Source organism: Sphingobium sp. AS12, assembly GCF_019097845.1.
Lineage (GTDB): Bacteria > Pseudomonadota > Alphaproteobacteria > Sphingomonadales > Sphingomonadaceae > Sphingobium.
The window spans coordinates 56781-80845 of the sequence record NZ_JAHRGM010000016.1 but is presented as its reverse complement, the minus strand read 5'-3'; the positions used below and the strand labels follow the sequence as shown (position 1 = coordinate 80845).

At 63.4% G+C, this 24065-nt stretch carries 26 protein-coding genes and 1 pseudogene; 18 read left to right on the top strand and 9 right to left on the bottom strand.

What is annotated here, in order from left to right:
- Positions 1 to 21: 21 nt before the first annotated feature.
- From KRZ98_RS06180 to KRZ98_RS06155, 6 genes are all read left to right on the top strand, one after another.
- Complete coding sequence (locus tag KRZ98_RS06180; protein WP_217672786.1) at positions 22 to 369, top strand: hypothetical protein; 348 nt, start codon at positions 22 to 24, stop codon at positions 367 to 369.
- Complete coding sequence (locus tag KRZ98_RS06175; protein WP_217672785.1) at positions 366 to 2447, top strand: SGNH/GDSL hydrolase family protein; 2082 nt, start codon at positions 366 to 368, stop codon at positions 2445 to 2447. Before KRZ98_RS06180 ends, KRZ98_RS06175 begins: the two co-directional genes overlap by 4 nt.
- A gap of 9 nt (positions 2448 to 2456) precedes the next feature.
- Complete coding sequence (locus KRZ98_RS06170) at positions 2457 to 3242, top strand: hypothetical protein (RefSeq protein WP_217672784.1); 786 nt, start codon at positions 2457 to 2459, stop codon at positions 3240 to 3242.
- A 66-nt stretch (positions 3243 to 3308) separates the two neighbouring features.
- On the top strand, positions 3309 to 3611 hold the full coding sequence (locus KRZ98_RS06165; RefSeq protein ID WP_217672783.1) for a hypothetical protein: 303 nt from the start codon (positions 3309 to 3311) through the stop codon (positions 3609 to 3611).
- The gene (locus KRZ98_RS06160) at positions 3608 to 5368 is read left to right on the top strand and encodes a hypothetical protein (protein WP_217672782.1); all 1761 of its coding nucleotides are present in this window, start codon (positions 3608 to 3610) and stop codon (positions 5366 to 5368) included. Before KRZ98_RS06165 ends, KRZ98_RS06160 begins: the two co-directional genes overlap by 4 nt.
- A 1-nt stretch (position 5369) precedes the next feature.
- Positions 5370 to 6356, top strand: coding sequence for a hypothetical protein (locus KRZ98_RS06155; RefSeq protein WP_217672781.1), 987 nt, complete (start codon positions 5370 to 5372; stop codon positions 6354 to 6356).
- Positions 6357 to 6491: 135 nt separating this feature from the next.
- On the opposite strand, the pseudogene KRZ98_RS06150 reads toward KRZ98_RS06155, so the two are convergent.
- Positions 6492 to 6662: pseudogene (locus KRZ98_RS06150) on the bottom strand (2'-5' RNA ligase family protein); the annotation flags it as partial.
- Positions 6659 to 7198 (bottom strand): peroxiredoxin, encoded by a 540-nt coding sequence (locus tag KRZ98_RS06145; protein ID WP_217672780.1) that lies wholly within the window; start codon positions 7196 to 7198, stop codon positions 6659 to 6661. The pseudogene KRZ98_RS06150 and the gene KRZ98_RS06145, both read right to left, overlap by 4 nt.
- Before the next feature lie 110 nt (positions 7199 to 7308).
- On the opposite strand from KRZ98_RS06145, the gene KRZ98_RS06140 reads away from it, so the two are divergent.
- Both KRZ98_RS06140 and KRZ98_RS06135 read left to right on the top strand, forming a co-directional pair.
- Positions 7309 to 7728, top strand: a complete 420-nt coding sequence (locus tag KRZ98_RS06140; protein ID WP_217672779.1) for a sugar transporter — start codon at positions 7309 to 7311, stop codon at positions 7726 to 7728.
- 43 nt (positions 7729 to 7771) lie between these two features.
- Positions 7772 to 8191: a sugar transporter gene (locus KRZ98_RS06135; RefSeq protein WP_217672778.1), complete on the top strand. Its 420-nt coding sequence runs from the start codon at positions 7772 to 7774 to the stop codon at positions 8189 to 8191.
- A gap of 97 nt (positions 8192 to 8288) precedes the next feature.
- Here the strand turns inward: KRZ98_RS06135 and mltG are convergent, their stop codons facing one another.
- The 3 genes from mltG to KRZ98_RS06120 form a co-directional block, all read right to left on the bottom strand.
- The gene (gene mltG / locus KRZ98_RS06130; protein WP_217672777.1) at positions 8289 to 9260 is read right to left on the bottom strand and encodes an endolytic transglycosylase MltG; all 972 of its coding nucleotides are present in this window, start codon (positions 9258 to 9260) and stop codon (positions 8289 to 8291) included.
- 10 nt (positions 9261 to 9270) lie between these two features.
- On the bottom strand, positions 9271 to 10530 hold the full coding sequence (gene fabF / locus KRZ98_RS06125; protein WP_217672776.1) for a beta-ketoacyl-ACP synthase II: 1260 nt from the start codon (positions 10528 to 10530) through the stop codon (positions 9271 to 9273).
- Between the two features lie 179 nt (positions 10531 to 10709).
- Positions 10710 to 10943 (bottom strand): acyl carrier protein, encoded by a 234-nt coding sequence (locus KRZ98_RS06120; protein WP_006950224.1) that lies wholly within the window; start codon positions 10941 to 10943, stop codon positions 10710 to 10712.
- Between the two features lie 206 nt (positions 10944 to 11149).
- Here KRZ98_RS06120 and KRZ98_RS06115 point away from each other — a divergent pair, with 206 nt between their 5' ends.
- Entirely contained in the window at positions 11150 to 12391 is a 1242-nt protein-coding gene (locus KRZ98_RS06115; protein WP_217672775.1) for a glycosyltransferase family 87 protein, read from the top strand.
- Here KRZ98_RS06115 and fabG read toward each other — a convergent pair.
- The 3 genes from fabG to fabD are packed head-to-tail and all read right to left on the bottom strand — an operon-like array spanning position 12345 to position 14876.
- A complete protein-coding gene (gene fabG / locus KRZ98_RS06110) occupies positions 12345 to 13142 on the bottom strand; it encodes a 3-oxoacyl-ACP reductase FabG (RefSeq protein ID WP_217672774.1) in 798 nt (265 codons plus the stop codon). The genes KRZ98_RS06115 and fabG overlap by 47 nt on opposite strands.
- Position 13143: 1 nt before the next feature.
- On the bottom strand, positions 13144 to 13944 hold the full coding sequence (locus tag KRZ98_RS06105; protein ID WP_217672773.1) for a crotonase/enoyl-CoA hydratase family protein: 801 nt from the start codon (positions 13942 to 13944) through the stop codon (positions 13144 to 13146).
- On the bottom strand, positions 13941 to 14876 hold the full coding sequence (gene fabD, locus KRZ98_RS06100) for an ACP S-malonyltransferase (protein ID WP_217672772.1): 936 nt from the start codon (positions 14874 to 14876) through the stop codon (positions 13941 to 13943). The genes KRZ98_RS06105 and fabD overlap by 4 nt, the downstream gene beginning before the upstream one ends.
- Positions 14877 to 15034: 158 nt before the next feature.
- On the opposite strand from fabD, the gene KRZ98_RS06095 reads away from it, so the two are divergent.
- The 7 genes from KRZ98_RS06095 to KRZ98_RS06065 all read left to right on the top strand — a co-directional run bounded on the left by KRZ98_RS06095 (position 15035) and on the right by KRZ98_RS06065 (position 21658).
- The gene (locus KRZ98_RS06095; RefSeq protein WP_217672851.1) at positions 15035 to 16501 is read left to right on the top strand and encodes an efflux transporter outer membrane subunit; all 1467 of its coding nucleotides are present in this window, start codon (positions 15035 to 15037) and stop codon (positions 16499 to 16501) included.
- Positions 16498 to 17982: an efflux RND transporter periplasmic adaptor subunit gene (locus KRZ98_RS06090; RefSeq protein WP_217672771.1), complete on the top strand. Its 1485-nt coding sequence runs from the start codon at positions 16498 to 16500 to the stop codon at positions 17980 to 17982. The genes KRZ98_RS06095 and KRZ98_RS06090 overlap by 4 nt, the downstream gene beginning before the upstream one ends.
- A gap of 5 nt (positions 17983 to 17987) precedes the next feature.
- A complete protein-coding gene (locus KRZ98_RS06085) occupies positions 17988 to 18689 on the top strand; it encodes an ABC transporter ATP-binding protein (RefSeq protein ID WP_217672770.1) in 702 nt (233 codons plus the stop codon).
- 193 nt (positions 18690 to 18882) lie between these two features.
- Positions 18883 to 20088, top strand: a complete 1206-nt coding sequence (locus tag KRZ98_RS06080; protein WP_217672769.1) for an ABC transporter permease — start codon at positions 18883 to 18885, stop codon at positions 20086 to 20088.
- A 224-nt stretch (positions 20089 to 20312) separates the two neighbouring features.
- The gene (locus tag KRZ98_RS06075) at positions 20313 to 20480 is read left to right on the top strand and encodes a hypothetical protein (protein ID WP_217672768.1); all 168 of its coding nucleotides are present in this window, start codon (positions 20313 to 20315) and stop codon (positions 20478 to 20480) included.
- Positions 20481 to 20701: 221 nt separating this feature from the next.
- Positions 20702 to 21106 carry an RcnB family protein gene (locus KRZ98_RS06070; RefSeq protein WP_217672767.1) on the top strand — a complete coding sequence of 135 codons (405 nt, stop codon included), beginning with the start codon at positions 20702 to 20704 and terminating at the stop codon, positions 21104 to 21106.
- Between the two features lie 144 nt (positions 21107 to 21250).
- Entirely contained in the window at positions 21251 to 21658 is a 408-nt protein-coding gene (locus tag KRZ98_RS06065; RefSeq protein WP_254798136.1) for a BLUF domain-containing protein, read from the top strand.
- Between the two features lie 6 nt (positions 21659 to 21664).
- Here KRZ98_RS06065 and KRZ98_RS06060 read toward each other — a convergent pair whose 3' ends face one another.
- Positions 21665 to 23065 carry a GntP family permease gene (locus KRZ98_RS06060; protein ID WP_217672766.1) on the bottom strand — a complete coding sequence of 467 codons (1401 nt, stop codon included), beginning with the start codon at positions 23063 to 23065 and terminating at the stop codon, positions 21665 to 21667.
- A 320-nt stretch (positions 23066 to 23385) separates the two neighbouring features.
- Here KRZ98_RS06060 and rpsF point away from each other — a divergent pair, with 320 nt between their 5' ends.
- Complete coding sequence (gene rpsF, locus KRZ98_RS06055; protein ID WP_217672765.1) at positions 23386 to 23826, top strand: 30S ribosomal protein S6; 441 nt, start codon at positions 23386 to 23388, stop codon at positions 23824 to 23826.
- Positions 23827 to 23840: 14 nt separating this feature from the next.
- Positions 23841 to 24065, top strand: a complete 225-nt coding sequence (rpsR, locus tag KRZ98_RS06050) for a 30S ribosomal protein S18 (protein WP_006950194.1) — start codon at positions 23841 to 23843, stop codon at positions 24063 to 24065.

Sequence of the window (24065 nt, the reverse complement as noted above, 5' to 3'; positions counted from 1 at the left end):
CGCGACGGCAAGAGGGTCTTAATGGCTGGGACTACCAACATTTTCAAGATGGATACGGTTCGCCACAAGCGCGGATCGACCCTGCGCATCCGGCTTCCCCTGCCATTCCCACCCCAGGGCTGGACGATCACCGCGCAGCTGCGCGGCGGCAATATCGTCGCCGACTTCGAAGTGACGATCATCGATCCGGCAGATTATGGGGCCGCGCCGGAAACCAAGGGCATGGTCGATCTGGTCATTCCCGCGCCCGCGACCAAGACCTGGCCGACCCGGCTGATGCATTTCGATTTCCGCGCCGAGCGCGAGGGTGAGGTGGTCTATTCGCAGACCAGCGGCGTCATCGTCGATCCCGAGGTTACGCAGTCATGAGCGATATTGTCTACGGCGGCGGCAAGATCGGACCATCGACCTATGAGGTCTATGCCCAGCTGGAGGTGGATAGCGGTCGCGTGCCGTTGGCCGTCGCTGACTGGCTTGAACAAAATGTAAAGGGACCGCCGCCCTGGAATTTCGACGGGGAACGGCCGGACTGGGACGAGGATATCGTCTTTGCCCCGCGCGACGTGGTCGCGTTCGGCGGCAGCCTGTGGTTCGCACTCCGCGTCAACGGAGGCGTGCAGCCGGGGACGGACGCGACCGCCTGGGTGCAGTTGCTTCCGGGCATCGACATGGCGCTGTACGACAATCTGATCGCCGAGGCATCCGCCGTGCGCGACCAGGCGGCTTTGTCGGAGGCGAGTGCCGGCGTGGCTCGACTGGCGGCGCAGGATGCTGCCCAACTGTCGGAGGCCGCTGCGCAAACGGCGCTTCTCGGCACGATCTACGCCGACAAGGCGACCGGCGAAGCCGCCACCGCAAACGGGCAGCAGTTCGTCGCCTATGGGCCTGAAGGCTCCTATGCGACACGCTATCGGATGGTGGCCGATGTCGGCGTCGAGCAGGACAGCTACCCCAATCGCAGCGCGCTGGACGCGGTGGCGGACGGTATGATCCGCGTCGAGCAATCGCAGTCACCGGACCGGCCGACCCACAGCCTGGAAAACGGCTCAGGCATGGCTGTCGCCGATTTTTACGCGCGAGGGGTTGCGCTGCCCTCGATCAACGTGGGCGCGCCCCCCAATCCCGACGAACCTTTCGAAGAAGGCGTGTCCGGCTTCTACAACGACTCTGGTTTTCGTCCGTTCGCGGTCGATATGTTTGGTTGGGATTTGCCCGGCGGCGGCCGAATGGAAAGTGGGCCAAAGGGCGTCAAGATCATTCAGCGGGATGGCTCTATCGCGCTTGGTGATGTCGATGCGCCGATCGCGCCGATTGACATCTCTCCGATTTTCGGCGGCGATCTGGCGCTTGTGTCAGACCGTCGCCTTGCGCTGCATGTCGGCTCGCTGCTGAAGGTTCGCCGCGACGATGGGCTCTTGGTGGTGACCGTATCGAACCGCAACGGAGCATACACGCGCAGTGCCTGTGACGGTACGATCGAACTCGATCCGGCGCGGTTGGGCGGCCAGACCGACATGGTCATTCGTCAGAAGGGCCAGGCAGCTGGTATCGCCCGCATAGTCACGGCTCGCGTCAAGGCAGTCCCTGTGAGCGGATCACCGACGCTGACTGGCCTGTTCATAGGCGACAGCATCACCAATCGGCAGACTGCCCAAAAGTGCAACGCCCTCCTGACGTCCTGGGGCTATGTCCCCACCTGGATCGGCACGATCAACGGCGCAGGGACAGCGGACGGCAATGACGCCACCGGCCCGCTCGGCGAGGGCCGGGAGGGTTGGGCCTTCTCCGACTTCCTTGGCACCAAGCAGGACGCCGACTGGAGCAGCATCGTCGCACCGGGCGAGGAACTGGCCTATCTCGCCCTGAACAAGGCGAACAAACGCCTCGCTAATCCTTTCCTCAACCCTGACACCGGCGCTGGGTCTGCCGCGCCGATCGTCACCGTGAGCGGCACCAATTACCGCTTCGACCTTGGCCATTATTTGTCCCGCTTCAGTCTCGCCACGCCTGGCCTGTTTGTCCTCAACGTCGGCATGAACGATATGCTGGAGGAAGATGATGCGACAGGACTGGCGCAGGTCACCAACGGCTATGGCTATCTGGTCAACGAAATCCGACGCGTCGCGCCGACTGCGAAAATCCTGATCTGGGCGACGACCATGCCGCGCGGCAGCGCTGGCGATCTCTACTGGCCGCGTTGGGCGGCCATTCTCGCTGCGATGGAACAGTTCGTGCGCGCACGCGCGGCGGGCGGCGACGCAAATATCCGTCTCTGCTCGGCTTGGGCGCATCAGTCACAGGAGGCCGGCTGGCTCCAGACCCTTGGCGCAGTCGATGCCGCGACCGGTTTTGCTCCTTACGAACTGACCGAGCCGGTCCACCCTCTTTATGGCGGACGGGATCAGCATTCCGAGCCGCTTGCCGCCGCCATCGCCAATTTCTTCTAGGATCAACTCATGGCTTATGCTGGTTTTCGCGCGCGTTCAGGTGACTATGGCGTCATCCCCGGTGCCGCGCGCCTTTCCCTGCCCAGAGGCCTCGATCCGACGGGGCTGGAGTGGGTACATTTCATGACGCACGGCGCAGCGGTCGCGTTGCGCAATTGGGCTCCGGGAAAGGACGATGCCATCGTCACCGGCTCTCCCATCGAGCATGACGGCTATTTGGAGCTGCGATCCTCCTTCAACTACTTGACCATGCATTTGACCGACACCGGTCAAGCAATGACCCGGATCATCGGTGCGCGGGATATCGGAAGTCAGGTTGACATTGCGAACCGCTTTTTCTGGGGCGGCTCCGGTTTCGTCGGCTCACCACTCGTCCAGGGCGTTTGCCTTTTTTCAAGCGGGCCGGATGCGTTACAGGTCAGCGCACGGTACAGTGATGGCGTGGCACCGGCCTCGCGCACGTTGACGCTGGCTGTCCCTGGGGGACCGGCCAGTCCCATGCGCCTTGCTATCGCATCGACCGGTGGACCGGGCTCCACCGCCAGCACAAACGACGATCTTCAGGTCAGTGAATATATCGCGGGCGTAAGCGGTTCAGGTGCGCAGGGTGATGGGTATGCGCGGATGGGAACCGGGGCGAAATTCGGCTGTGGACATGCCGTCGGAGTGAATCTCACAGGGTCAGGCCATGTGTGGTGCGACATTGCCTTTTCACGCATCCTTTCTGTGGCGGAGAAGCTGATCTTGCGAAACTGGCTGATCAACACCGGCCGCGCGCATGGGCTCTATGCCTGAGGCGCGTCTCAACGGCCTCTAAGACGGGCGTTTACCCGCACTTTTTCAACACAGGGACATTAGCAAATGGCACTCGATTATTCGCTGCACAAAGCACTTCGTGACGCGATCGGGCGCTCTCCATCGCTCCCAAGCCTGCCGGCCATTGGCGGCCAGCAGGCACTGGCGCTGGGTACCACAAGCGATGAAATCATCGGCCCGTGCGAACTTTGCCTGGTCCCTGGTGAAAAGGTACGCCTCGACATCCGAACGGCTGACCAGGCAGGCTCCCTCAACCCGGCGGGCAGCTTCATCGTGCTGCCGGCCGCAACGCCCAGCTGGTTTCACATCGATGCAGGCAGCTGGAAGATCAAGGCCGCTGCCGCGTGAGCTACGGCTATCGCGGCGGATATTCGGTCGGCTATGCCCGCCGCAGCGGTGGCGGTGGTGCGCCTGCGCCTGCGCTCCTGCCTGTTGGATCGACATACAACTGGGTCGGCGACGGCCTTGTCGCCCCTAGCGGTGGCGTAGGCCCCGGCGCGAACAATGCGCCGCATGTCTTCCAGGCGCTGATGAGCGCGCGGGTGCAGCCTACCGCCGTGCCGTTCCTCGCCCTATCCGGCACGTCGATCAGCGACCAGGCGACGGGCAACGTGTGGATCGACCCCATGGCGATAGACGCGGCCTTGTGCCAGTATCCCGACCTCATGATGCTCGGTCCTATGGGCGCGAACGACAATCTGCTGTCCACCAATCCGGGTGCCAATCCGGCGTCGGGATCGACCAGCAATCCTTATTTGCAGGACTGGTATGACGCGGTTGATCGTGCCTTTGCCGAACAAGTGGTGGCGCGTGGCAAGCATCTGGTGGTGATCCCCACGGTCGGATCGGCCAAGGCCGGTGAGGCGACCGTTGACAGCGGACAGACGCTTACCCGGCGCGAGCGCGTCTGGGCGGCGATGGCCGCGCATGTTGGGGCAATGACGGCGACGACACCGAAGTGCGACTATGTCGATCTGGCGGCGATGGTGCCCGCCAGCAGCTATTCGGTCGACAGCCCGCTCTATGTCCACGTTGATGAGCGCGGCAGTTGGGCTGTTGCATTACCTGTGTTCACGGCGCTCGATGGCAAGGTCGAGGCGAAGACCGCGCAGGAAATCCGCGACATGATCGAGGCGGGCACCTATCCGCTGATGGCCAGCGCGCAACTCGATACCGACCGTGCGCTGGCCGGGACGGGCGGGACGATCACCGGGCCGGGTGTCACAGCCGTGGTCGGGTCTGGCTTGGCGACCAGCAAATCGATCATCAACGATACCGGGGCAACCGGCATCACCGTGGCGCAGGTGGCGACGACAGGCGGGCGAACGAAGACCGTGGTGACGCTGGCCGGGACTGCGAGTGCGACCAGCCGGATCAGGATCGCCGACAAGAGCAACTTCACCGTCACCGCCTCGCCCGGCCAATATGTGCGGACGGGCGCGATGATGCGCTGTTCGGCGGGCTATTATTCGTTTGGGTCCCAATATAGTTATGGCACTTACGGCGGCGGCGGCGGGTCGCTAGGGGTCAGCGGCTTGATCGGCGCGGCGAACACGCATGCGTTTGATGCGCTGGTTCAGACCAACGAGCAGGCGCTCTATGGTGCGGGCCCATCGTATCCCGGCGCGCGCAACTTCGCCTTCTCGTGGCGCACGGGGGCCAGCTTGTCGGGCACCATCGAGATCGAACAGCCCTATGCCTATCTGGTGAGCGACCGCGACAAGGGCCTGCCTGTCTATCTGGGCGAGTTGCAGAATGGCGCGGGCGGGCTGTATTTTTCGAGCAATTTCCGCATGGGGCTGACCGGCGCGGTGTCAGCGGCAAGCGGGGGATCACCAGTCGTCCGGCCCGGCACATGGAACCTACGTGGGTTCACTAATAGCGATTTCGTCGCGCGGCGGATCTACAAGGGTGGCACCGCAGGACAGACCGGGATCGGCACTGGAACGCTACTTGCGACATTAAGCGGCAGCACATGGACCGCATCGATCGCTGGCGGCGCGACCACGGCGGGCGACCTTCTTTATGTCGAGGTGGACTGTAACAATGGGATCGGCCCGACCGTGACCTATCGGTCAGTCCTAGCCGTCACCGTAGGGGCCTGACATGAGCATCGTTGACATCCGCGACCTTGGCGTCATCTGCGATGGCAGGGGACGCGACCAGTCCAAGGTGATCGCCGCTGCCTTTGGTAAAGCCCGAAAGGAGCGGCTCAAGCTGATAGGTGGCGGCTGCCTCTATGCCAGTCAGACCATCGATGCGCGCGGGGTGCCGTGCGACTTTAGCCAGATGCCGATCCTGACCGTCCCGCTGGACGTGGCGAGCGTGAGCGGGGCCACCAAAGACGTTGCCCTGCCACCCTGGTTTGTGGCGGGCGCTAAGGGCATAGCTACCCAGCTTGTGGACAAGGCCGTGACCGGCGTGGTGGTCGAAGCTGGCCGTTACGATGACAGCCTCCATTGCCTGGAGCAGACGTTCGTGGTGATCGGCGATGGCTCCTACAACTTAAAGCGCGTCCCGACATGCACCAGAGTGCGTGTGAAGGATGATCCCAGCCCGACCACGCGCGTCAACGTCTTTGGCGGCTACGGCTATGCCGGTCTTGTTATTGCAGACAACACGGAGGGCGGGACGTTCCGTGTAGGTACGAAGTCGGATGCATGGGCGGCGTGGATCAGCGCGACGGGCAGCACTTCGCCCGACACGATTGATCTTGAAATCAAAGAGCGTGGTTGCTGGTCCAGTTACGGTGAGAGCGACCGGGCTGAAACGTCCGTCACCGCGAAAATCTGGAACGAAGCGCGCACCGCACGCCCTGACGATGGACCGCGCTACCTTGTCCGAAACGGCAAGATGACGCACCTGATCATGCGGTCGCGTGGCGGAACAGGCAAAGGGCTTGTCGCGCGGAAGGGCGACGGCAGCAAGATCGACACGCTGATCCTTGAGGGTCACATGGTCAACGGGTCGGGCAAGCTGCTGGACATCTCCGCCGCGCAACTCATGGGGTCGCTGTATTTGGGTCGCTGGCCGGATGCTGATCGCAAGTTAAACAGGATCGAGGCTGTCAGGAATGCTTTTTCGCTGGTTTAGGTGAATCGGCTGACAACCACCCAAGCGGGCGCGGGGGCAGGTAGCTCCGCTGGTTGAGGTTAATGGGTAGGTGGCGCTGCTAAAGTGCGCCAGAATCTCTTGTCCAAGAGTCCAGCTTCTCTTGCCGCGCTACACCTTGATCCGGTCGCTTACCTCCCCCAGCGCGGAGGGCGGCAGGTGGTGGAAAAGGGTGATGTGCGCAGACAGGACATTGCGGTCGGGCGGGAAATGCGCGCGACGCAGTCCATCCGCCCAGGCAAAGTCCGCCGCACCCATCAAGGCGCTGACGATGATCGGGGCGCTCACCCGGCAGGATGCGCCTTCAGCCATTCCAGCACCGGTTCGGGCCGGGTTTCACCGTAGGGATCTTCGTCTTCGCCGATATCGTTGATCCCCGGTTCCTCGAACCAGGCGACGATCTTGCCGTTCTCCACGACCATCGCATAACGCCAGCTACGGTCGCCAAAGCCCAGATGATTCTTCTTGATGAGCATCCCCATACGACGGGTAAAATCGCCCGATCCGTCAGGCAGCAGCTTCACATTCTTAACGCCCAGCTGCTTGCCCCACTGGAACATGACGAAGGCGTCGTTGACCGACACGCAATAGACATCGTCCACGCCCAGCGCCTTGAAATCATCATAGTAGCGCTCGAACGCGGGACATTGTTCGGTCGAACAGGTGGGGGTGAAAGCGCCGGGCAGCGAAAACACCACCACCCGCTTGCCCGCGAACAGATCGCCCGTCTGCACATCCTGCCAGCGAAAGGGGTTCGGCCCCTCGACAGTTTCGTCGCGCACGCGCGTCTTGAGGGTCACATTCGGTACGGATCGTCCCAGCATGGCTCATGTCCCTTGTTCGTCTCGCCGCTTCCGCGCGGCCTGCAAGAAGTATATGATCGGTCGACGGCGGCCCTGCAACGGGACACGTCATAAAGGGAGGGGATTGGATCATGAATACGCCACGATATTTCACCATCATCGCCATCATCCTGCTGCTGTGGAACCTGATGGGGCTGGCCGCCTTTGCCATGCAATATACAGCCGACCTGACCGAATTGGCCAAGACCGATCCGACGACGGCCCAAGCCTTTGCCGCCATGCCGCCATGGGTTTGGATCGCCTATGCCATCGCTGTTGGCGCAGGGACGCTGGGGGCGATCGCGCTGCTGATGAAGAAGGCCGCCGCCGCCAGCCTGTTCCTGATCTCCGTCATCGCGGTGATCGTGCAGTTCGGCTACACATTCCTGGGCACCGATTTGCTGGCGGTGAAGGGAGCGGTCGTGATCGCTTTCCCCGCCTTCATCGTGGTGATCGCGATCGTCCAGCTGCTCTACGCCCGTAATCTGGTGGGCAAGGGCGTGCTGCGCTAATCGACACGCCAGCGCGGGCAGCCGCAGGGAAAGAAACTGGATCATGCAGACACCGCGCTCTTTTTGGCCCGTTGGTATCGCCGCGCTGGCGTGGAACCTGCTGGGCGATATGTCCTTTGCTGCGCAATATGCGATGGACATGGACGAACTCGCAAGAACCGCGCCCGATATGGCGCGGGTCTATGGCCAGATGCCCGGCTGGGTCTGGGCCGTGTTCGCGGTTGCCGTGGGTGCCGGGACACTGGGAGCAGTGCTGCTGCTGTTGAAGAAAGCGGTGGCGGTGCCGGTCTATGCACTCTCGCTGGTGGCGATCATCCTGCTGTTCGCGCAGAATTTCCTGGCGACCGACATGCTGGCGGTGGAGGGATGGGACGCAGTGCTGGTGCCTGCGCTGATCTTTGTCGCCGGGGTTGCGCAACTACTCTATGCGCGGGCGATGAAGGCCAGAGGGGTGCTAGCCTAAAAAACCGACGTCATCCCGGACTTGATCCGGGATCCAGAGCGGCACCCACAGCCCTATGACGCCCTGGATCCTGACGTCCGTCAGGATGACGGTGGAGTCACAATTCCCCGCGCGATCGCCTGATCTCGAACCATTTGCGCACATTTTCATTATGCTGCTGGTAGGTATCGGCGAAAATATGCCCGCCCTTCCCGTCCGCGACGAAATAGAGCGCCTTGGTCTGGGCCGGGTGCAGCACGGCGGCGATCGACAGGCGGCCCGGATTGGCGATCGGTCCCTTGGGCAGGCCGACCATCGCATAGGTATTATAGTCGTTGACCGCCGCGATTTCCGATTTGCGGATGCGGCGGCCCAGCGGCTTGCCGCGCGTGATCGGGTAGATGATCGTGGGATCGGCCTGAAGCATCATGTTGGTACGCAGCCTGTTGCTATAGACGCCCGCGACCATCTGCCGCTCGGACGGGAGCGCCGTTTCCTTTTCGACGATGCTGGCCAGGATGATCGCCTCTCGCGGGCTTTTGGCGACCGTGCCCGGCGCGCGTTCGGCCCAGAGCTTTGCCAGTTCCTTGTCCATCGCCGCCTGCATCCGCGCCAGCACCGCCGTGCGGCGCTCGCCCTTGTCGAAGGCATAGCTGTCGGGCAGCACGCTGCCTTCCTCCGGCACCTTGATGTCGCCGGTCAGCTGATCATTGGCCATCAGCCGCTCATGCACCAGGATCGACGGCATCCCTTCGGGAATGGTGATCAGGCGGGTGAGCGTCTTGCCGCCCTGCAGGATCGACAGGATGTCGCTGTTGCTGGCGCCTGCGGGGATGACGAACTCGCCCGCCTTGATCGACGTGCCGCCGCCAAATATCTTCGCCCGCGTCAGGAAAGCGTCGGCGGACAGCACCGCGCCCGACCGCTTGAGCAGCACCGCGGCGTCGGACAGCGTCGCCCCGTCCGGTACGACGATACTGATATCCTGTTTCGCCGGGCCTTGCTCGGTCCAGCCCGCCACGAAGCGGAAGGCTATGAAGGCCGCAACGGCCAGGCCGATCAGCAGAATGATACAGCCAAGACGTCGCATGGAAATGGCCTCAGAGCGCCTTCATGATCAGCGAGGCGTTGGTGCCGCCAAAGCCGAACGAGTTGTTCAGCACCGCGCGCACCTTGCGCTGCTTGGCGACATGGGGGACCAGGTCCACGCCCTTGCAGCTTTCGCTCGGCTCATCCAGGTTCAGCGTCGGCGGCACGATGCCGTCGCGCATGGCCAGGATGCAGAAGATGCTTTCCACCGCGCCCGCGCCCCCCAGCAAATGGCCGATCGCCGACTTAGTCGAACTCATCGACATGGCGCTGATCTGGTCGCCGAACAGGCGGCGGACCGCGCCCAGCTCCAGCTCGTCACCCAGCGGGGTCGATGTGCCATGGGCGTTCACATAGCCGATATCTTGCAGGCTGAGGCCCGATTTCTTGAGCGCCATCGCCATCGAGCGGAACGCGCCGGAGCCTTCGGGATGTGGGGCGGTGACATGATAGGCGTCACCCGACAGGCCGTAACCCAGCACTTCGGCATAAATTTTCGCGCCGCGCGCCTTGGCCCGCTCATATTCCTCCAGGACGACCACACCTGCGCCCTCGCCCATGACGAAGCCGTCGCGGTTGACGTCATAGGGGCGGCTGGCGCGGGTCGGATCGTCATTGAAGCCGGTGCTGAGCGCGCGCGCCTGCGAGAAGCCGGCAATGCCGATCGGGCAGATCGCGCTTTCCGCGCCGCCCGCCAGCATGACGTCGGCATCGTCCATCGCGATCATCCGCGCGGCGTCGCCGATCGAATGGGCGCCGGTCGAGCAGGCGGTGACGACGGCATGGTTTGGCCCCATCAGGCCATATTTGATGCTGACCTGGCCGGAAATCAGGTTGATCAGGCGGCCATGGACGAAGTGCGGGCTGACCCGGCTTGGTCCCTTGGTCGCCAGCACCAGCGATTCGCTTTCGATGCCCGGCAGGCCACCAATGCCCGAACCGATAGAGCAACCGGCGCGCAGCCGTTCTTCCTCGCTCATGTCGAGCAGGCCCGCATCCTTGAGCGCTTCGCTCGCCGCCGCAATGCCGAACACGATGAACAGGTCGACCTGGCGCTGGACCTTGTGATCCACCTCCAGATTGGCGTCGAAGCCATATTCATGGTCCTTGGGCTTCACTTCGCACGCGATGCGGCACTTATAATCGGTGGGGTCGAACCGGGTGATCGTCGCGGCGCCGGACTTGGACGCAATGATGTTCTTCCAGGTGGTTTCGACATCTCCGCCCAGCGGGGTCACCATGCCAAGACCGGTTACGACGACACGACGCATATGCTAGCTCCGAAATTCCTTGTTGGCGCCTGGCCGTTTCCTTAGCCGCTTGTGCGACAGTTGTGAACGGCGCGCCAGATACGAAAAGGCTCCCCACACCCCGGAATCACCGGACAGGAGGAGCCGTTTCTCTCAACGCATTACCGGCCCGCCGCCCATGGGGCAGGCCGCAATACGCCTTACTGCTTGCTGTCGATATAGTCGATCGCATCCTTGACGGTGCCGATCTTCTCAGCCGCATCGTCGGGGATTTCGACGCCAAATTCTTCCTCGAACGCCATCACCAGCTCAACGATGTCGAGGCTGTCTGCGCCCAGATCGTCGATGAAGCTGGCATCCTCGGTCACCTTTTCGGCTTCAACGCCCAGATGCTCGACGACGATTTTCTTTACGCGATCCGCGGTCTCACTCATGAGTGGTCCTTCTTGACTGGTATCGTTGGTGGGTCTGAATAACTGTTAAGGCAGCCCTAGTGCCAAGCGCCGATACAGGCAAGAGGCAAGGCCGCCAAGCCCCCACATTCGCGCCAGGCAATGATTCCGCAACAAAATAGCGTCAATCGGCCCATGGCAACGCTTCATTTACCAAAATTTCAGCGGCTTGTGCGAGGGATTGGGGCATGATCATGCCGCCAGCCACCGACCGCTTCATTACCCGTGCGCGCGTCCGGCTGACTGCGATGCTGGTCCTGGCGGCGACGATCATCGGCCTTTGCACGCTATTTGCCACCGCCCATGGCACGGTGGATTCGCTGGGGCGGCCGCTCGGCACCGATTTTTCCAACGTCTGGACCGCAGGACAGATGGCCGATCAGGGCCGTGCGCCCGAAGCATGGGACTGGCCGACCCAGCACGAAGTGCAGAAACAGGTCCACCATAATGATACCATCCCTTTCTACGGATGGCATTATCCCCCGCCCTTCCTGATCATCGCCACGCTGCTGGCGCAATTTCCCTATGTCGTGGCGCTGCTGATCTGGCAGGGGCTGAGCCTGACTTTGTGCCTGACATTGGTGCGGCGCATCCTGCCCGATGATCGCGACGCGATATTGGTGGCGCTCGGCGCGCCAGTAGTGCTGGTGTGCCTGGGCCATGGCCAGAACGCCTTTCTGACCGCCAGCCTGCTGGGCGCGGGGATGCTGCTGCTGGACCGGCGGCCATGGGTCGCGGGGATGCTGCTGGGCGCTCTGGTCTATAAGCCGCAATTTGCCGTGCTGATCCCGGTGCTGATCCTGGCGCAGGGCAATATGCGCGCTTTCCTGTCGGCGGGGCTGACCGTGACAGCGCTGTGCCTGCTGACACTGGCGATCTGGGGCTGGCCGGTGTGGCAGGCCTTCATCGAGTCCCTGACGCTGACCCGTCATATCATCATAGAGGCGGGTGCGACGGGGTGGGAGAAGATCCAAAGCCCGTTCGCCGCGATCCGCCAATGGGGTGGCTCAATTCCCGCCGCCTATGCAGTGCAGGCGATCGTTTCCGCCCTCGCCATCGCGGCGGCGGCGCTGGCCGCACGACGCGGGTCGATGGCGGTGCGCGGCGGTGCGGCCCTGAGCGCGGCTTTGCTCTGCACACCTTATGTGCTGGACTATGATTTCGTGCTGCTGGGCGTCGCTATCGCCTTCATCGTCGCGGACATGGCGGCGCGCGGGACGCTGCGCTGGGAGCCGACATGGCTGGCCTATGCGTGGATCGCCCCGCTGTTCGGCAGAGCCGTATCGGAATGGACGCTGATCCCGGTGAACCTGATCGCCGCCATCGCCGTGCTGGCGCTGGCGACCCGACGCGCCATCCTGCTGGACGGCGCGCTCGCTGGCGTCAAATCATGGCCATTCCGCCGTTCACGTGAAGAGTTTGTCCATTAACATAGCCCGCCTCACGGCTAGCCAGATAGACCACCGCCGCGCCGATATCATCGCCATCGCCCAGATCGCCCGCCGGGATTTTCTGGAGGATCGCACCCTTTTGCGCGTCATTGAGCGCGTCAGTCATGGCCGACCGAATGAAGCCGGGCGCGACGCAATTGACGGTGATGCCGCGGCTGGCGAGTTCCTGGCCCAGCGACTTGGACATGCCGATAATGCCTGCCTTGGACGCACAATAGTTAGACTGGCCCGGATTGCCGGTAACGCCGACCACCGACGTGATCGAGATGATGCGGCCAAAGCGCGCCTTCATCATCGGCTTGGCCGCCGCGCGGCACAGGCGAAAAGCGGCTTCCAGATTGATCGCGATCACGCTCGACCATTCATCATCCTTCATCCGCAGGATGAGGTTGTCGCGAGTGACGCCGGCATTGTTGACGAGGATGTCGATCTTCCCACCCAATGCCTCCACAGCCTGCGGCACCAGCGCATCGACCGATGCGGGGTCGGACAGGTTACAAGGCAAGATAGGATGCTCCAGTGGTTCACCACTAAATGTCTCAACGGAAAAGGAAACTTTCTCACCATCCCGAAGGATTTGCATTTTATCACGTGCAGCAACTAGCTTTTCTGCGCTAGTTCCCGACAGCGCCACTCGTGCACCTTGACGCATGAGTGCGCGGGCAATTTCAAAGCCAATCCCCCCCGAAGCGCCGGTCACCAGCGCGGTCATGCCTGTCAGATCGAACATGTCAGTCTCCCTTGAATGTCGGCGGGCGGCGGTCGAAGAAGGCGTTGATGGCCTCGTCATGGTCCGCCGTCGCATGGGCCAGCGCCTGCATTGCGCCTGCCATTTCCAAAATCTGTGAAAGCTCCGCCGTCTGCGCCGCGCGCAGCAGCCGCTTGGTCATGCGGGTCGCATGGGGCGGGTTGGCGGCGATGGCGTCGGCCTGTTTGCGCGCAGTCGTCATCAAATCCTCGTCCGGCACGACTTCGCTCACCAGACCGATACGCAGCGCTTCGGCGGCATCGATCGTCTCGCCGGTCAGCGACAGTTGCGCGGCCTTGGAGAAACCCACCATACGCGGCAACAGCCATGCCCCGCCATCGCCCGATACCAGTCCCAACTTCACGAAACTTTCGGCGAAGCGCGCCGACTGGCCCGCAATCCGCACGTCGCACATGCAGGCCAGGTCCATCCCCGCGCCGATCGCCGGGCCATTGACCGCCGCGATCACGGGCAATTCGATCGCCTGGAACAGGAGCGGCAGGCGCTGAATGCCCGCGCGGTAATTGCGCCGCGTCTGCGCGGGTAGTCGCGCGCGTAGCCCGCCCGCGTCGGGCCGCATCGCGTTCAGGTCACCGCCCGACGAAAAGGCGCTGCCCGCCCCGGTCAGGATGGCGACATGGATCGACATGTCGCGCTCGGCCTGCTCAAACACCGCGCACAACGCATCGACCATCGCCGGGTCGGAAATCGGGTTGCGCCGGTCCGGCTGGTTCAGCGTGACCGTCAGCACCGGCCCGTCGCGCTGGGTGAGAACCGCGCTCATAGCGATCCCAGCGCCGCCTCGATATCGTCCATCGTCACGACGCTGCGCACGGTGGCGTCGGGGGCGATCCGCTTGACCATCGGACCCAGCACCTTGCCGCCCAGCTCGACGAAATCAGTGACGCCCGCTTCCCACATGGCGGCAACGGATTCGCGCCAGCGCACCCGGCCCGTCACCTGCTCCACCAGCCGCGCACGAATGTCGTTCGGGTCGGCGATCGGCGCGGCCAGCACATTGGCATAGACCGGCAGCAGCGGCGCTTGGATGACGGCATCGGCCAGCGCCAGCGCCATTGCGTCGGCGGCGGGCTGCATCAGCGGACAGTGGAAGGGGGCGGACACCGGCAGCAGCACGCCGCGCTTGATGCCATGATCCTTGACCATCGCCACCGCCCGCTCGATCGCGCCGCGATGGCCGGAAATGACGACCTGGCTTGGGTCATTGTCATTGGCGACGGTGCAGACCTCACCATCCGCCGCGGCGTCCGCCAGCGCCTGCGCCTTCTCAATATCCGCGCCCAGCAGCGCCGCCATCGCGCCATCGCCCACCGGCACGGCGGCCTGCATCGCCTGTCCGCGCAGCTTGAGCAACCGCGCCGTCGTGCCAAGGTCGAAAGCTTCGGCGGCGCACAATGCGCTATATTCGCCCAGGCTATGGCCCGCAACATAATCGCCCTTGTCGCCCAGCGAAAAGCCGCCCTCACGCTGCATCACGCGCAATGTGGCGATGGCGTTGGCCATAATCGCAGGCTGGGCATTTTCAGTGAGGGTCAGGTCGCTCTCCGGCCCTTCGATCATGATGCGGAACAAATTTTGTTTCAGCGCGTCATCGACTTCCTGAAACAGCTCACGCGCGGCGGGACTGGCATCGGCCAGCGCCTTGCCCATGCCGACAGACTGGCTGCCCTGTCCCGGAAATAGAAAAGCCCGCATTCGTCATCCCCTGACCCAAGCGCTGCAAAAAAGCGCGTAATTTCAATGGTGTTACACTTTGAGACATAAATGGCATTGAGGCATACACATGTCTGCGGCAGGCAGGCATCCGACACCCTGCCCCCTTTGCCGGGGGACTGATGACGGCCCCTTTAACGATGACGGAGTGCAAGGAAAAGGTGCGATATCGCATTGTCTGGATCACGGGAACGGCGTTTGCCCTCTCCGCCTGCGCAGCGGGGCCGGACTATCGCGCGCCGCAACCCGCCGCGCTTGGCATCCCCGCCGCGTATGATCAGGACAGTGGCGCGCCGGTCAGCGACGCGGAGCTTGCCCAATGGTGGACGCGCCTCAATGATCCCGCTTTATCCGCGCTGATCGACACCGCCGTCACCGCTAATCTCGACATCGTTCAGGCGCAGGCGCGGTTGCGGCAGGCGCGGGAATCGCTGGTGCAGGCCAATGCGTCCTTCCTGCCCCAGCTCAATGGCTCCACCAGCGGCGGCAAAAATTACCGGAGCCAGGCGGGCGGCACCCGCACCGACAGCAGCGGCAACGTCATCAGTCTGGGTTCGAGCAACTGGTCGAGCAGCTACTCGGCCAATGCCAATGCCAGCTGGCAGATCGACCTGTTCGGCGAATTGTCGCGCAGCGCCGAAGCGGCACGGGCGGACCTTGCCGCGTCAGGCTATGATCTGGCGACGGTGCGGATGACGATCATATCCGAACTGGTCACCAATTATGTGCAGGCGCGGCTGGCGCAGGAGCAATTGCGCGTGGCGCGCGACAGCCAGCAGGTGCAGCAGGATAATTATGACATTGCCCGCTGGCGGTTGCAGGCAGGCCTCGTCTCATCGCTCGACGAGCAGCAGGCGCGCGCGCAACTGGCGCAGACCAGCGCGTCGATCCCCCAGATCGAGGCTAGCCTGCGCGGCAGCCTCAATCGCATCGCCGTGCTGACCGGGCAGGCGCCGGGCGCCGCGACCCGTGCGCTTGAAGCCCCTGCCCCCATCCCCACTGCGGCAACAGACGTCGCCACCGGCATCCCCGCCGACACGCTGCGCCAGCGACCCGACGTGCGCCGCGCCGAACGCAACCTCGCCGCCGCCACCGCGCGGATCGGCGTGGCGCAGGCGCAGCTTTATCCCTCGCTAGGCATCAGCGGCAATATCGGCACCACCTCCAACGCTTTCAAAGACCTGTTCAGCCTGATCACTGGCGGCGTATTCGCCAATGTTGCGCAGACCATCTTCGACGGTGGCCGTCTCGCCTCGCAAGTCCGCGCGCAGAAGGCGGCGACCGATGGCGCATTCGCGGCCTATAAGCAGAGCGTGCTGGCCGCGCTGGAAGATGTTGAAAACGCCATGGCATCGCTGACCAGCGCCCGCTTGCGCAAGGCCGAGTTCGCAACGGCCTATGATGCGTCGAACAATGCGGCGATCCTGGCACGCAGCCAGTATCAGGCGGGCCTGACTGACTTCCAGACGCTGTCCAGCAGCGAATCCACCCTTTTGAACGCGCGCAACAGCCTGGCTGGTGCGCGGTCGGACGAAATCCTGGCCCTCGCCCAGCTCTACAATGCGCTGGGCGGCGGCTGGCAGAGCATGGAAAGCCGCCCCGAATGAGCAATGACACCACCACCGATCCGGCGCTGGACGCATTTCTGGGCGCGAAACCGGCCAAGCCATGGCGCAAATGGGCGGTTCGCGGCGCGATCGGCGTCGCGCTGCTGCTGCTCGTCCTGCTCGTCAGCCGCTGTTTCGCGGATGAGGATCAGCCCAATTATGCGACCCGCGAGGTCCGTAAGGGCGACTTGACGGTCAGCGTATCGGCGACCGGAAATTTGAAGCCCGTCAATCAGGTCGATGTCGGGTCCGAACAATCGGGCAAGATCACCGCCGTCTATGTCGATGTGAACGACCGCGTCGTGAAGGGCCAGCGGCTGGCCGAACTCGATACGCGCCGTCTGGTCGATACGGTGAATCAGAACCGGGCGCAGGTGTCGGCGTCGCAGGCGCAGGTTGCGCAGGCACAGGCGCAGGTCGCGCTGGCCAAGGCGACGCTCGACCGGCAGCTTAACGTGTTCCAGCTGTCGGGTGGCAAGGTGCCAGCCAAGACCGAGATCGATTCGGCCCGCGCCAATTATGAAGGCGCCGTTGCTTCGCTGCGGTCGGCACAGGCGCAGGTGGACGTATCCCGCGCGCAGTTGTCCTCTGCCCAGACAAACCTGACCATCGCGCAGATCGTGTCGCCGGTGAACGGCGTCGTCCTCTCGCGCGATATCGAGCCGGGCCAGACCGTCGCGGCCTCCCTCAACGCCCCGGTCCTCTTCACGCTGGCCGAAGACCTGACCCAGATGGAGGTTGAGGTGTCGGTGGACGAGGCCGATGTCGGACAGGTCAAGGAAGGCCAGAGCGCCACCTTCGCCGTCGATGCCTTCCCCGGTCGCAGCTTCCCGGCGAAGGTCACGCGGGTCAATGTCGGCTCTAACAGCGCCAGCACATCTTCCTCTTCCACGACCAGCGCCACCAGCAGCTCGTCCGGCACCGTGGTCGCCTATACCGCCGTGCTGACCGTCAATAATGGCGATGAAACCCTGCGTCCCGGCATGACCGCGACGGCGGACATCGTGACGCAGGAATTGCGCGACGTGCTGCTCGTCCCCAACGCCGCGCTACGCTTCAAGCCGAACGCGGGCGCAGCCCAGGGTGGCGGCATCACCAGCACGCTGATGCCCCGCCGTCGCGGCAATCGCGCCGCCCGCGAAGTCAGCTTCGGCGCGGGCAGCAGTCAGACCGTCTATGTCGTTGGGGAAGACGGCAAGCCCAAGGCGATCCAGGTCGTCGTTGGCGCCAGTGACGGATCGCGCACCGTCATCACCGGCGGTGATCTGAAACCGGGAATGCGCGTCATCACCGGCCAACTGGCGGCAGGCCAGGAGCCACCCGCTGAGGATCAGACGCGCAATGGCGGCGGCCAGCGCGCGCCGCGCAAGGACAGCGCGCCGCGCAACCCGGCGACCGACGGCACGCCCGCGACGGTCGGCAAGCTCGGCAATTCAGGCGACGCCCCGCCGGAAACCGCCCCCGTGACGGCCAAGCCCTGATCGCCATGAGCGCCGATCCCATCATCACCCTGCGCGGCGTCACCAAAGTCTATGGCAGCGGCGCGACCGAGTTTCAGGCCTTGAAGGGCATTGACCTGGACATTGCGCAGGGCGATTTCGTCGCGGTGATGGGGCCATCCGGCTCCGGCAAATCGACGACGATGAACATTCTTGGTTGCCTTGACGTGCCATCGGCGGGCGAGTTTCTGTTCCAGGGGCATCATGTCGAAACGCTGGACCGCGACCAGCGCGCGCTGCTGCGCCGCCGCTATCTGGGCTTCGTATTCCAGGGCTTCAACCTGCTCTCCCGCACGAGCGCGCTCGAAAATGTCGAACTGCCCCTCCTCTATCGCGGTGAGGACAAGCAGACCCGCTATGACATGGGCATGGCAGCGCTCGAAAAGGTGGGCCTTAAACAATGGTGGGACCATACCCCCGCCGAACTGTCCGGCGGCCAGCAACAGCGCGTCGCCATCGCCCGCGCCATCGTCACCAGCCCGGACGTGCTGCTGGCCGACGAACCGACCGGCAACCTCGATTCGGAACGCTCGATCGAAATCATGGAATTGCTGACCGACCTCAACAGGAATAGCGGCATCACCGTGCTGATGGTGACCCACGAACCTGACATGGCGGCGTTCGCACGGACGATCGTGCATTTCCGCGACGGGCTGGTCGAGCGGATCGAGAAGGGGCTGGCGGGGTGAAGGATATGCAAACGCAAACCTTCTCCCCTTGGGGTAGAAGGATACGGAGCCTTGGTGAGCGCAGCGAACTTAGGCGCAGTTGGAAGAGGGGGACACCCCCCATCGACGGCACGCGTTCCCCTCTCCAAGCTATGCTAGCCAGCAAGCTGGCAAACGCTGCTATCCTCTCCCCCAATGGGCGAGGAGTATCGAGATGCTAGGCACGACCATAATCCTCGCCTTTCGTGCGATCAACCGGCACAAGTTGCGCAGTTTCCTGACGACACTGGGGATCATCATCGGTGTTGCCGCGGTCGTTACCATGGTAACGCTGGGCAATGGCGCGACCGCAGCGGTGCGCGAACAGATTAGTTCGCTCGGCGCAAACGTGCTGCAACTGCGCCCCGGTCAGGGCTTTGGCCGTGGCGGCGGCGGCCCCCGCCCACCTGATTTCAAACCGGCGGACCTGACCGCGATCGAAAACCAGCTGACCGGCGTGCGCGCGGTCGCCCCCATGGCGCAATCGAGCGGCACCGCCATCTATGAAGGCAATAACTGGTCCACCACCGTCTATGGCACCACCGCCGCCTATTTCGAAGTGCAAAGCTGGAAAATCACCAGCGGTCGGCTGTTCATGCCTGAAGAGGAAGAAGCCGGTCGCCCGGTCTGCATCATCGGCAATACGGTGCGTACCAACCTGTTCCAGGGCGGCGACCCGATCGGCCAGCGGATGCGGATCAAGGGCGTGTCCTGCCAAGTGATCGGTGCGCTGGCGACGCGGGGTCAGGGTGGCTTTGGCGATCAGGACGATGTCGTCGTCATGCCGATCAAATTCGTCCAGCGCCGCTTTACCGGCAATCGCGATATCAGCCAGATCATGATCGCGGTGGACGACGCCTATGACACGTCGACCGTGCAGCAAAGCCTGGAAGAACTGATGCGCGAACGCCGCCAGATCAAGGCCGGGGGCGAAGACAATTTCAACGTGTTCGATACCAAACAGATCAGCGACACGCTGACCGGCACGACCACTATCCTCACGCAAATCGTCGGTGCGGTCGCGGCCATATCCCTGCTGGTCGGCGGCATCGGCATCATGAACATCATGCTGGTGTCGGTGACCGAACGCACGCGCGAGATCGGCATCCGCCTCGCCATCGGCGCGGTCGCGGGCGAAGTGTTGATGCAATTTCTGGTAGAAGCGATCGTGCTATCCTGCCTGGGCGGGGTGATCGGCCTGCTGATCGCCCTCGTCGCCTCCTGGGCCATAGCCCCGCTGATGCAGGTGCCTTTTATCTTCGACCTGAAGGTCAATCTGATCGCCTTCGTCTTTTCCGCCGTCATCGGCGTCGTGTTCGGCTATTTCCCCGCCCGCCGCGCCGCCGCGCTCAACCCCATCGACGCCCTGCGCCACGAATAGCGCGCGACCACCGTTCGTTTCGAGCGAATTCGAGAAACACCGCGCTACCGTTTCTCGAATTCGCTCGAAACGAACGGTGGTTCGGATTTGACTAGCCGAGCGGCGCGGACGGGTGATCGTTACACTTTCCGACAATTTCCCGCCCATCCGGCACAGTCGTGCGACAGGCTGGGTTCATACCCCTCTCACGGCGCTGCTTCGAGTTGCCGCGAAAGGGAAAAGCCATGAAAGACATAGTTCTCAGCATCGCCGCCAGTCTGCTTGTTCTGGGGATCACCCTAACCCCCTTTGCATTGGCGCAACCGGTCCAGGCCGCCCCGTTGATCGAGGGCAAGGGTCACCCCATCCTGCTCCAGCGCATGACTGTCACCGCCACCGCGCTGCCCGCCTGACCCTCATGCCAGCGCGCACTATCAAACGCCCCGCAGCCCCGCTGCGGGGCTTTATTGTTGCCCGGCGACCCATCTTTCTGAACAGATATTCATCTTAAATCTCAATCTGTTACAATTTCCGACACTCTTTGCCCTTTCCCGACACATGGCTGCGACAAGCACCGCCTATCTCTGTTCTCGACGCCGCAGAGGGCGCCCGAAACACGGCAAAGGAGCAAGACATGTTCAAGAAAATCCTCATGGCATTGGCCACCACGACTCTGGTCGCCAGCCCGATCATCAGCAGCCAGGCGCAGGCGCAAGGCTATGGCCCGCCGCACCGGCAGGAGCAGACCCGGACGGTCGTGAAGCAGAAGGAAAACGGCCGCACCGTGGTCAAGCAAAAGACCGTCGTTCGCAAGCATGTGCGCGCCAACCGCTATGCCGCGTCGAACCATCGCTGGGCCAAGGGCCAGCGCTTCGACCGTCGCCAGGCAACCAACTATCGGGTCATCAACAATTATCGCGGCTATCGCCTGAACGCCCCGCCGCGCGGCTATCAGTGGGTCCAGTCGGGTAATGACGCGGTGCTGATCGCTATCACCAGCGGCCTGATCGGCGCGGTCATCGGCGGCGTGATCCGTTAAAACCGTCCATTCTGCATGATGCCCCAGGGAACTCTCCTCCCTTGGGGCATTTTTGCGCCGGCACGCCTGATTCAGGTTAAATACCCGATATTAAGGGGTTATGCCGCAATAGTCCCAAGCCGGGGGGCCGCATCGGGAACGACCATGTCACTGCATCAGATCATGTATATCAGCTCCGTCACCGGGACGGTCACGCCACAGGAGTGCGCCGCTATCGCGCGCGCATCGGCCATCAGCAACCGCCGCGACGACGTCACCGGCCTGCTGCTGTTCAACTCCCGCCGCTTCCTTCAGGTGCTGGAAGGGCCAAAGGAAGCGGTCGAGCGCATCTTTGCCCGCATCCATGCCGACAGCCGCCATCGCGGCGTGGTCAAGCTGCGCGAGGGTGCGATCGACAGCCGCGAATTCGGCCAATGGGCTATGGCCTATGACGATCCGCTCAGCCCCGCCGACAATCTGAAGGATGTGGTCGCCGCCTTGCTGGCCAGCGCCGGCCCATCCACCCGCGCCCATTTCATGGGATCAGCCGAACTGCACCGCCCGGCGGCCTGATCCGCGCTACACCAGACCGGTCAAATAATAGACCGCGATCACGATGAACACCGTCACCGTCTTGATCAAAGTCAGCGCAAAAATATCCTTATAGGCCTGCCGATGGGTCAGGCCGGTTACCGCCAGCAGGGTGATGACTGCGCCATTATGCGGCAGGCTGTCCATGCCGCCCGACGCCATCGACGCGACCCGGTGCAGCACCTCGCGCGATATGCCCGCCGCGTCGCCCGCCGCGATGAACTGGTCCGCCATCGCCGCCAGCGCGATCGACAGCCCACCGGAAGCCGACCCGGTAATCCCGGCCAGCGATGTGACGGTAATCGCTTCATTGACCAGCGGATCGGGGATCGCCCGCAGCGCTTCCTTGACGATCAGGAATCCGGGCAGCGCCGCGATCACTGCACCAAAGCCATATTCGACCGCCGTGTTCGTCCCCGCCAGCAATGCGCCGCCGACCGCTGCCTTCGATCCTTCGGCAAAGCGTTTCGCCACGGTCCGATAGGCGAACGCCAATATCGTCGCGATACCCAGCAGCAGCGCGCCCTCGACCGCCCAGAGCGCCGACACCTGCGCCACCTTGACCTCGACCGGTTCGGCCATGCCGACCAGCGACAAAGTGACGACATCGTCGCTCACCCAGCGCGGGATCGCCATCGTCAGCAGCAGATTGCCGACGCCCACCACCAGCAAGGGCAACAGCGCCACCAGCGGATGCACCTTCGCCGCGTCATCCACAGGCTCCGGCTCGTTCACCAGCGTTTCCGGCGCGCCATAGCCCTCCCCCGCCGCCATCATCGCGCGCCGCCGCCAGCCCAGATAAGCCAGTCCCATCGCCGCGATACAGGCAGAGCCGATCAGCCCCAGCACCGGCGCGGCCCAAGCGGTGGTGCCGAAAAAGCTGGTCGGGATGATGTTCTGGATCTGCGGCGTGCCGGGCAGCGCATCCATGGTGAAGGTGATCGCGCCCAGCCCGATCGTCGCAGGGACCAGTCGTTTGGGAATGTCGGCGCGCCGAAACATCTCGGTAGCAAAGGGATATACCGCGAACACCGCGACGAACACCGACACGCCGCCGTAGGTCAGCAGCGCCGTCACCGCCATGATCGCCGGGATTGCCCGCCCTGCGCCCACAATGCCGATCACCGCCGTCACGATCGCACGGGAAAAGCCGGAAATCTCCACCAGCTTGCCGAACAACGCGCCCAGCAGGAACACGGGGAAATAGAGTTTGAGGAAGCTGCCGACCTTTTCCATGAACAGCCCGGAAAAGGCGGCAGGAACGGCGCCAGGATCGGTCAGCAACACCGCCAGCATCGCCAGCAACGGCGCCATGATGATGACGCTCATGCCCCGATAGGCAGCGATCATCAGCAGGATCAGGGATAATGCTGCAATGCCGACTGCCATTTTTCATTCTCTCCGCGCCCGCACACCCACCCCGTTCGTCCTGAGTAGCCGCTGAGCTTGTCGAAGTGGCGTATCGAAGGATAGGAGCCAAGCCAACCCTTCGATACGAGGCTTCGACTTCGCTCAGCCTCTACTCAGGGCGAACGGATGGTGTTTGTTGCCCACCACCCTTGCCTTTCCCCCGCCTTTCCCCCATAGGCGCGCCTTCGCATCGGGCCAGAGGTGACTCGGCCAGTGTGCGGAGCATGTTAAGACGACAGCCGGAGGGGCGTTCCACATGGGGTGGGCGTCAGCAATCGGCCAACAGAGAAGGTATCATCATGGCTCTTTACGAGCATGTGTTCCTTGCGCGCCAGGATCTGGCACAGGCGCAGGTGGACGCCCTGGCGGAAAACGCCACCAAGATCGTGGAAGAAAACAACGGCAAGGTGACCAAGGTCGAGACCTGGGGCCTGCGTTCGCTCGCCTACAAGATCGCCAAGAACCGCAAGGCGCACTATGTGATGCTGAACATCGACGCTCCCGGCGGCGTGATCGCGGAACTGGAGCGCCAGACCCAGATCAACGAGGACATCATCCGCTACATGACCGTCAAGGTCGATGAGCTGGAAGCTGGCCAGTCGGTCATGATGCGCAAGCAGGACCGCCCCGACCGTGGCGATCGCGGCCCCCGTGGTGACCGCGGCGATCGTGGTCCGCGCGAAGATCGCGGCGACCGTGGTGATCGTGGCCCGCGCCGCGACGAAATCGCTGGCGAATAAGGAGACACAAGATCATGGCACGCCCATTTTTCCGCCGCCGCAAGAGCTGCCCCTTCGCCGCCAAGGATGCGCCGAAGATCGATTATAAGGATGTCCGTCTGCTTCAGGGCTTCGTGTCCGAACGCGGCAAGATCGTCCCCAGCCGCATCACCGCCGTTTCTGCCAAGAAGCAGCGCGAACTGTCGCAGGCGATCAAGCGCGCCCGTCATCTGGGCCTGCTGCCCTACATCGTGAAGTAA